A 10,520-nucleotide genomic window follows, 5' to 3' on the forward strand; every position below is an offset into this window, starting at 1 on the left:
CTACGCCAACCCGTCCGCTTCACCGACACCCTCACCACCCTCCACAACCACCACACCACCACCTACCTCGAAATCGGCCCCCACCCCACCCTCACCCCCCACATCCACACCACCCTGCCCGACGACCACCGACCCACCGTCACCCACACCCTGCACGCCGACCACCCCGAAACAACCACCCTCACCACCGCCCTCACCGCACTCCACACCCAAGGCCACCCACCCACCTGGAACACCCTGATCCCCCCGGCCTCCACCGACCCCGAAGTTCCCACCTATCCCTTCCAGCACCGTCGCTACTGGGCAGTGGCCGGGTCCGCAGCGGGTGATGTGACGGCGGCCGGGCTCGGGGCAGCCGATCATCCGCTGCTGGGGGCCATGGTCACCGTCGCCGCGAGCGACGCGTGTCTGCTGCATGGCCGTATCTCCGTGGAGACGCACCCGTGGCTGGCCGACCACACGATCATGGGCATGGTCCTGTTGCCCGGCACGGCCTTCGTCGAGCTGGCGCTGCACGCGGCGTACCGGACCGGTGGGGGCCGGGTGGCCGAGCTCACCCTGGAAGCGCCGCTGGTGCTGCCGGAGGCGGGCGCGGTGCAGCTTCAGGTACAGGTGGATCCCGCCGACGAGACGGGGGCCCGGCAGATCGGCATCCATGCACGGCCCGCCGACTCCGATGCCACGTGGACGCGTCACGCCTCCGGCCTGCTCACGGCGGCGGAGGCGCCGCCCGAGGACGTCGACGAGCTGGTGGAGTGGCCGGTGCCGGGCGCCGTTCCGGTCGAAGTGGACGATCTGTACGAGCGGGTGGGGCGGCTCGGCATGGCGTACGGCCCCGTGTTCCAGGGGCTGCGTAGCGCCTGGCGGCATGGTGACGACCTCTACGCCGAGGTCGTGCTGCCCCAGGGGACCGATGCGAAGGGGTTCGCGCTCCACCCGGCGCTGCTGGACGCGGCGCTGCACGTGACGATCATGCGTGACGGTGACGGGGCGACGACGCGCCTGCCGTTCGCGTGGGCGGGTGTGTCCGTGTACGGGGTCGGCGGCGGTGCCACGGCGCTGCGCGTGCGGTTGTCGCCGGTGGGCGAGGACGCGGTGGCGCTGGTGGTCGCCGATGAGAAGGGCAGGGTGCTGGCGACGGTCGACGGGCTCACCGCCAGGCCGGTCACACCTGAGCAGTTGGTGCCGGAATCGGTTGTGGCGCGGGACGCACTGCTGCGGACCGACTGGCCGGCGCTGCCCCCCGCGGAGCCCGCGGAGCGCGAGTTCGTACGGTGGTGCGTGCGGGACGGGGTGGCCGGCGCGGGAGAGCTGGTGCCCGGTGCGGTGTTGAGCGGCGGCATCGGGGAGCTGTGCGAGGCGGTCGACTCGGGTGCCGGGATGCCGGACGCCGTGTTCGCCGTCGTACCGCCGATGCAGCGGCCCCGGGATGCGACCGCGTATGTGCTGGATCTGGTGCAGCGGTGGCTGGCCGCCGAGGTGTTCGGATCGGTGCGGCTGGTGCTGGTGACCCGTCGGGCGGTGGCCGTTCAGGACGGGGAGCCCGTGTCGGATCTGGGAGCCGCGGCGGTGTGGGGTCTGGTGCGCTCGGCCCAGACGGAGAACCCCGGGCGGTTCGCGCTGCTGGACGTGGACGCGGCGGGGGGTGAGCCCCTGGACGGCGTGGCGACCGGCGTCGATGCCTGGGCAGCGGTCCATGCGGCGTTCGCGGCGGGTGAGTCGCAACTCGCCCTCAGGGACGGGGCGCTGCACGTGCCGCGTCTGGTGCCCGCGGCGCCGACGCCGCTGTCGGCGCTCGACGCGGGGACGCGCCTGGATGTGTCGGCGCCGGGCACCGTGGACGGCATCGTGCTGGTCCCGGCGGAGGACGCCACCAGGCCGCTGGCGGCCGGTGAGGTACGTGTGTCGATGCGCGCGGCCGGTCTCAACTTCCGTGACGCGCTGATCGCCCTCGGCATGTACCCGGGGCAGCCGATGCTCGGCTCGGAAGGTGCGGGTGTCGTCACGGAGGTGGGCCCGGACGTGTCGACCGTGGCGCCCGGTGACCGGGTGATGGGGTTGTTCCAGGGCTGTCTGGGACAGTGGTCCGTCACCGACCACCGGATGCTGACCCGGATGCCGGAGGGCTGGTCGTTCGCGCAGGCGGCGGCCGCTCCGACGGTGTTCCTGACGGCGTACTACGCACTGGTCGACCTCGCGGGAATCGGACCGGGGCGGCGGATCCTGGTCCACGCGGCGGCCGGTGGCGTGGGCATGGCGGCGACCCAGCTGGCCCGGCATCTGGGCGCGGAGGTGTTCGGCACGGCGAGCCGCCCCAAGTGGGCGGCGCTTCGGGCGCGGGGTCTGGACGACGCGCACCTGGCGAACTCCCGGACGCTCGACTTCGCGGAATCGTTCCTGGAGTCGACGGGCGGTGCGGGCGTCGATGTCGTCCTGAACGCCCTCGCGGGTGAGTTCGTCGACGCCTCGCTGCGGCTGCTGCCGCGCGGTGGTCACTTCCTGGAGATGGGCAAGACCGACATCCGCGAGCCGGAGCAGGTCGCTGCGGACCGGCCCGGTGTCGACTACCGGGCGTTCGACCTGGCGGACGCGGGCGCGGACCGGATCCAGCGGATGCTGAAGGACCTGGTCGAGCTGTTCGAGCGGGGGGTGCTGGAGCCGCTGCCCGTGACGGCGTACGACCTGCGTGCGGCGCCCGAGGCGCTGCGGCAGCTCAGCCAGGCACGGCACATCGGCAAACTGGTCCTCACGATGCCACGGCCGCTGGACGCCTCCGGCACCGTGCTGGTCACCGGCGGCACGGGTGCGTTGGGTGCGCTCGCCGCGCGGCACCTGGTCAGCCGGCACGGTGTGCGGCGGCTGCTGCTCACCGGTCGGCGGGGCCCGGACGCGCCGGGCGCGGCGGCGCTGCGGGCCGACTTGGAGGAGCTGGGGGCGCAGGTCACCGTGGCTGCGTGCGACGCCTCCGACGCTGAAGCACTGCGCGCGCTGCTGGACCGAGTACCGCGGGAGCATCCGCTGACCGCCGTACTGCATCTGGCGGGACTGGTGGACGATGCGACGATCGGGACGCTGACGCCCGGGCACCTGGACGCCGTGCTGAGGGCGAAGGCCGACGCGGCGTGGAACCTCCATGAGCTCACCCGGGGCCTGGACCTGTCGGCGTTCGTGCTGTATTCGTCGGCCGCCGGTGTCCTGGGGAGCGCCGGTCAGGGCAATTACGCGGCCGCCAACGCGTATCTGGACGGGCTGGCCGGGCAGCGGCGAGCGACCGGGCTTCCGGCCGTGTCGTTGGCGTGGGGCCTGTGGGGCGACCCGAACGGCATGAACGGTGCCCTGGACGAGGCCGACCAACGGCGGATACGGCGCTCCGGACTGCTGCCCATGAGCGGTGGGCAGGGGCTGGCCCTTTTGGACGCGGCGCTGTCGGACCACCGCGCCGTGCTGGTGCCGGCCGCGCTGGACCGTTCGGCGCTCGCGTCGGCGCCCTCTGCCGCTGTGCCGCCGATCCTGCGCGAGCTGACCCGCGCGGGTGCCGGCGCGGGCGGCCGCGCACGCCGGGCGGCGGGTGGCGGTGCCGCCGCGCTGCGCGGCCGTCTGGAAGGGCGCACCGAGGCGGAGCAGACGCGCATCGTGGTGGATCTGGTCCGTGCGGAGGTGGCCGCCGTGCTGGGGCACAGTGCCGCCGACTCGGTCGATCCGGGGCGTACGTTCCAGGAGCTCGGCTTCGACTCGCTCACCGCGGTGGAACTGCGCAACCGTCTCAACGCCCTGACCGGGCTGGGGCTACCGGCCACGCTGGTCTTCGACCATCCCACGGTCCAGGCGCTCGCCGGCCGGTTGCGCGAACTCCTCGGGGAGGAGGCGCAGTCCTCGGCGGGTGCGGCGTCGGCCCGCCGGTCACGGCCCGGGAGGGCACGCCAGGGCGTGGCGGCGGACGAGCCGATCGCCATCGTCGGCATGGCGTGCCGCTTCCCCGGCGGCGTCCGGTCCCCGCAGGAGTTGTGGGAACTGGTCGCGGAAGGGGGTGACGCGATCTCGGACTTCCCCACCGACCGGGGATGGGATCTGGCGGCGATCCTCGACCCCGAGCCGGGCAAGGCCGGCACCACGTACACCGGGCGGGGCGGGTTCATCCAGGAAGCGGACCGCTTCGACGCGGAGTTCTTCGGTATCAATCCGCGCGAAGCGCTGGCCACGGACCCGCAGCAGCGGCTGCTGCTGGAGACCGCGTGGGAGACGGTGGAGCGTGCCGGTGTCGATCCGCTCACCCTGCGGGGCAGCCGGACCGGGGTGTTCGTCGGAATGGCGTCCCAGCAGTACGGGTTCGGCGCCTCGACGCCGGAGGTCGACGGGTACCTGCTGACCGGCACCACCACCAGCGTCGCCTCCGGCCGGGTCGCCTACGCGCTGGGGCTGGAGGGTCCGGCGATCACCCTGGACACGGCGTGTTCGTCGTCGCTCGTCGCCCTGCACCTGGCCTGCCGGGCGCTGCGCGACAGCGAGTGCGACCTGGCGCTGGCCGGGGGTGTGACAGTGATGTCCTCACCGGGAATCTTCATCGAGTTCAGCCGTCAGCGCGGGCTGGCGCCCGACGGCCGGTGCAAGCCGTTCGCCGACGGCGCCGACGGCACGGCGTGGGGCGAGGGAGTGGGGCTGCTGCTGGTGGAGCGGCTCTCGGACGCGGTACGCAACAACCACCGGGTGCTGGCGGTCGTACGGGGCAGCGCGATCAACCAGGACGGTGCCAGCAACGGGCTGACGGCGCCCAACGGCCCCGCACAGGAACGGGTGATCCTTCAGGCGCTGGACAACGCCGGGCTGACGGGCGACGACGTCGACGCGGTGGAGGCGCACGGGACGGGTACGCCGCTGGGCGATCCGATCGAGGCGCAGGCGCTGCTGGCCACGTACGGCCGGGACAGGGCGGCGGAACGGCCGTTGTGGCTGGGGTCCGTCAAGTCGAACATCGGGCACACCCAGGCGGCCGCCGGTGTCGCGGGCGTGATCAAGACGGTGGAGAGCCTGCGCCACGGGGTGCTGCCCCAGTCACTGCACATCGACGCGCCGACCTCCCATGTCGACTGGGGGCGGGGCGCGGTCGCGCCGCTCACGGAAAGCGTCGCGTGGCCGGAGACAGGCCGGGCGCGCCGTGCGGGAGTGTCGTCGTTCGGCATCAGCGGCACCAACGCCCACGTGATCCTGGAACAGGCTCCGGCCGCACAGATCTCGGAGCCGCGGGCCCCGCAGGAACAGCAACGGCCCGGCGGGCGCGCGGAGTCCGGGGCAGGTGCGGTGGAGCCGCTGCTGGGCCCTACGGCGCCGGTTCCGTGGCTGCTGTCCGCCCGGAGCGAGGACGCACTGCGCGACCAGGCCCGCCGGTTGCGTCGTACGGCGGTCGCGGAGGACGGCGACGACCTGGCCGCCGTGGCCCACGCGCTGGCCACCACACGCTCGCGGTTCGAGCACCGTGCGGTCGTCCTCGGCCGGGACCGCGCGGGGGCCGGGGCCGCCCTGGAGGCGCTGGCCTCGGGCGTGCCGGATCCTGCCGTGTCCATGGGTACGGCGCCGGTGACGCCGGGCGGCATCGTCCTCGTGTTCCCTGGCCAGGGCTCGCAGTGGGTGGGCATGGCGCGGGATCTGCTGGACTCGTCGCGGGTGTTCTCCGAGCGGCTGCACGCCTGCGCCGACGCACTCGCGCCGTACGTGGACTGGTCGCTCGTCGATGTGCTCCGGGGCCGGCCGGGAGCTCCCGCCTCCGACCCGGTGGAGATCGCCCAGCCCGTGCTGTTCTCCGTGATGGTCTCGCTCGCGGAGCTGTGGCGGGCCGCGGGGGTGCGCCCCGACGCGGTCATCGGCCACTCCCAGGGGGAGATCGCCGCCGCCGTGGTGGCGGGCGCCCTGTCGCTGGACGACGCGGCCCGGGTGGTGGCTCTGCGCAGCGGTACGTTGCGCGCCCTGCGGGGCACGGGTGCGATGGCGTCGGTGCCGCTGTCGGCCGCCGACGTGGAGAAGGCGCTGTCCGCGTGGCGGGGCGCCGTCGGGGTGGCGGCCGACAACGGGCCGGCGAGCACGGTCGTCTCGGGTGATCTCGACGCCGTGCACGAGCTGGTCGCGCGCTACCGGGCCGACGGGGTCCGGGCGAGGGTCATCCCCAACGACTACGCCTCGCACTGCGCTCATGTGGAGGCCATCCGCGACGAACTCCTCGGCTGCCTGGCCGATGTGCGGGGCCGTCGGTCCGAGATCCCGTTCTGGTCCACGGTCACCGGCGCCGAGCTGGACACCCGGGAGCTCGACGCCGACTACTGGTACCGCAACCTGCGTGAGCCGGTGCGGTATGCGGGAACGGTGCGCGCCCTGCTCGACGCGGGGCACCGGCTCTTCGTCGAGGCGAGCCCGCACCCCGTGCTCACGTTCGGCACCGAGCAGACGATCGAGGCCTCGGGGCTGCCCGCGACAGCGCTGGGGACCCTGCGCCGTGAACGCGACGAGAACCACGAGTTCCTGGGCGCCCTGGGCCGTGCGCATGTCCACGGGGCTCCGGTCGCATGGGAGCAGGTCATCGGCGTACGGCCCGGCGACCGGCCGGTGGCGGTGCCGACGTATCCGTTCCAGCGGCGGCGGTACTGGCTGGCGCCCGCCGAACCGGCCGGTGACATGCGCTCGGCCGGCCTGGACAGCGCCGGGCACCCGATGCTGACTGCGGCGACGGTGCTCGCCGAGGACGGCCGCCACATGTTCACCGGGCGGCTCTCCACGGGAACGCACCCGTGGCTCACGGACCACGCCGTCGTGGACCGTGTGCTGCTGCCGGGCGCGGCGTTCGTGGAACTGGCCCTGTACTGCGCCGAGCGGACCGGTGGTTCCGGGATCGAGGAGCTCACCCTGGAGGCCCCGCTGGTTCCCGCCGACAGCGGCGTCCAGTTGCAGATCCTCGTCGACGTCCCCGACGCGGACGGCCGCCGCCCCCTCACGGTGCACTCACGGCACGCCGACGCCGACCCGGAAGCCCCATGGACGCGCCACGCGACCGGACTTCTCGCCGGCGGAACGTCAGCGGCCTTTGACGCCGCCGCGGACGCCGCCGACGGGGCCTGGCCGCCGGAGGGTGCCGAGCCGTTGGCCACCGCGGAGCTGTACGACCGGTTCGCGGCCACGGGCCTCGTCTACGGCCCCGTCTTCCAGGGGCTGCGCGCGGCGTGGCGGCACGGCGACCATGTCTACGCCGAGGTCGACCTCCCGGAGGAGACCGACAGCTCCGGGTACGGCATCCACCCCGCGCTCCTGGACGCCGCGCTGCACACCATCGCCTGGGCCGCGCCCGAGCCGGACGGCGACGGCTCCGGGGTCCGGCTGCCCTTCGCCTGGACCGGTGTGCGTCTGCACGCGGGCGGCTCCAGGGCGCTGCGCGTACGCCTCACACCGGGTGCGGACACCGGTGTCGGCGCGGGCGGGGTGGCGCTTGAGTTGACGGACCCGTCCGGGCGCCCCGTTCTGTCGGTCGGTTCCCTGACGGTCCGCCCGCTGTCCACGGACCGCTTGCCCGGCGCCGGCACGTCACGAGGCAGCGCCCTGTACCGGGTCGCGTGGACGGAACCTTCGGACGGCACACCCCGTGCCGGCCTGCGCCTGGCCGTGCTCGGGGACGGGGTTCCCGGCGCAACGGCGACGGACATGGGGGCCGCGTCGTACAAGGATCTGGGTGACCTGCGCGCCCGGCTCGCGTCCGACGGCACGGTGCCCGACCTCGTACTGGCCCACGTCGGGCGGGCCGGCGGTGCCGAACCCGCCCTCGACGCCCGGGAGGCGGTGCTGGAGGCCCTCGCCCTGCTGCACGAGTGGTCGGCGGACGAACGGCTCGCCCCGGCCCGGCTGGTCCTGGTCACTCGGGGTGCGGTGCCGGTCGAGGACGGCGAGGACGTGCCCGATCTGGCGGGCGCCGCCGTGTGGGGCCTCGTACGCAGCGCCCAGGCGGAGGAACCGGGGCGGTTTCTGCTCGTCGACACCGACGGACTGGCCGCGTCCCTCGCCGGGCTGCCGGCCGCCGTGGCCTTCGCGGCCGCCGACGGCGAGCCCCAGATCGCCGTGCGGGCCGGCCGGGTCCACCTCCCACGGCTCGCCCGTGCCGCCGTGGGCGCCGGGGAGGCCGTGTCCCGACCGGGGCTCGACCCTTCGGGCACCGTCCTGATCACTGGCGGCACCGGCACCCTCGGGCGCCTCGTGGCCCGGCACCTGGTGCGGGCACACGGCGTGTCACGTCTCCTCCTGGTCGGCCGGCGCGGGCCGCTCGCCCCGGGCGCCGAGGAGCTGCGGGAGGAACTCGCCGCGCTGGGCGCCGAGGTCACCGTCGCCGCGTGTGATGTCACCGACGACGACGCCCTCCGCGCCACGCTCGACGCCGTGCCCGCCGAGCATCCCCTCACGGCCGTGTTCCACGCCGCCGGTGCCGTCGACGACGGCACCATCGGATCACTCGCCCCCGACCGGATCACCGCTGTACTGCGGCCGAAGGCCGACGCGGCCTGGACGCTGCACCGACTCACCCGGTCCCTGGACCTCGCGGCGTTCGTGATGTTCTCCTCGGCGGCGGGCGTCCTGGGCAGCGCGGGTCAGGGCAACTACGCCGCCGCCAACACCTTCCTGGACGCGCTCGCCCAGCACCGCCGCGCGCACGGACTGGCCGGGCTGTCCCTGCCCTGGGGGCTCTGGGAGGAGGGCTCGGGTTTGACCGGCCACCTGGACCAGGCCGACCGCCACCGGATGAGCCGCAACGGGCTCCTGCCCCTGCCGACCGACGACGCGCTGGCGCTGCTGGACGCGGCGCTGGGGGGCACGCACACCGACGCGGTGCTGCTGCCGACTCGCCTCGGGGCCGCTGCACTGGCCGCGCAGGCGGCCGACGGCTCGCTCAACCCGCTGCTGCGCGGCCTGGTCCGGATCCCGCCGCGCCGCGTGGACGCGGGTGGGCTGTCACTGGCCGACCGGCTGGCCGGGCTGAGCGAACCGGAACAGCACCGGCTCGTCCTCGACCTTGTACGGGAACAGGTCGCCGGCGTCCTCGGGCACGCCTCCACAGCCGCCGCCATCGACCCCGAACGTGCCTTCCAGGAACTCGGCTTCGACTCGCTCACCGCGGTCGACCTCCGCAACCGGCTGAACACGCTCACGGGGCTGCGGCTGCCCGCCACGCTGGTCTTCGACCATCCGACGGCGAACGCCCTCGCCACGCACCTGTGCGAGCGGACCGCCCCGGTACGCCGGACGCCGGCCGAATCCGCGCTCGCGGAACTCGACCGCGTGGCGGCGCTCCTGAGCACGCTCGCCGCCGAAACGGACCAGGACGAAAGCAACACGATCACCCGCCGGTTGCACGCGCTGGCCGGTGAGTGGAGCGGTGCCCGCCGCGCCGGCGCGACCGATGGCGGAGGCGACGTCGACCGCGGGGAACGGGGCGCTTTGGTGACGGAACAGCTGGCGGAGTCGTCACCCGAAGAGATCTTCGACTTCATCGACAGGGAATTCGGGCGCGCGTGAACCGCGACCGGAGTCCTCGTTGGTACGCGTAAGGATGGGTGGCCAGTCAATGGCGAACGAAGACAAGCTCGTCGAATACCTCAGGCGGGTGACGGCGGACCTGCACGAAACCCGGCAACGGCTGACCGAGGTCGAGGCATCGTCCGGCCGGCGGGAGCCGATCGCGATCGTGGGCATGGGCTGCCGTTATCCCGGAGGCGTACGGACACCGGAGGGCCTGTGGGCGCTGACGGCCGAGGGCCGGGACGCCATCACGGCCTTCCCCACGGACCGCGAGTGGGACGTCGGCAAGCTGTACGACCCCGACCCTGACCGCAAGGGCACGTCGTACGCACGGGAAGGCGGATTCCTTTACGACGCCGGGGACTTCGACGCGGAGTTCTTCGGGGTCGGCCCGCGCGAGGCGCTCACGATCGACCCCCAGCAGCGGCTGCTGCTGGAGGTGACGTGGGAGGCGCTGGAGCGGGCGGGCATCGACCCGTCGTCGCTGCGCGGCAGCAGCACCGGTGTCTTCGCAGGGGTCATGTACAACGACTACGGCGCCCGGCTGTTCGGCAGGGAGACCGAGGAGTACGAGGGCCTGCTCGGCACCGGCAGCGCGGGCAGCGTGGCGTCAGGACGGATCTCGTACACGTTCGGGTTCCAGGGTCCGGCCGTGAGCGTCGACACCGCCTGCTCGTCGTCGCTGGTCGCCGTGCACCTGGCCGCGCAGGCCCTGCGCAGCGGCGAGTGCGACATGGCGCTCGCCGGCGGCGTCACCGTCATGGCCACACCCGGGGTGTTCGTGGAGTTCAGCCGTCAGCGCGGCCTCGCCCCCGACGGACGCTGCAAGTCGTTCGCCGCCTCGGCCGACGGCGCCGGCTGGTCCGAAGGCGTGGGCGTGCTCGCGCTGGAGCGGTTGTCGGACGCGGAGCGCAACGGCCACCCCGTCCTGGCCGTGATCCGCGGCAGCGCCGTCAACCAGGACGGCGCCAGCAACGGCC

At 73.9% G+C, this 10,520-nt stretch carries 2 protein-coding genes; both read left to right on the top strand.

What is annotated here, in order from left to right:
• The coding region (locus tag ACZ4UU_RS44855; protein ID WP_471909228.1) for an SDR family NAD(P)-dependent oxidoreductase at positions 1-9,537 on the top strand (9,537 nt) is incomplete at its 5' end.
• Between the two features lie 34 nt (positions 9,538-9,571).
• A partial coding sequence (locus tag ACZ4UU_RS44860) for a beta-ketoacyl synthase N-terminal-like domain-containing protein (RefSeq protein WP_471909229.1) occupies positions 9,572-10,520 on the top strand: 949 nt, incomplete at its 3' end.

Source organism: Streptomyces sp. NPDC028907, assembly GCF_055564995.1.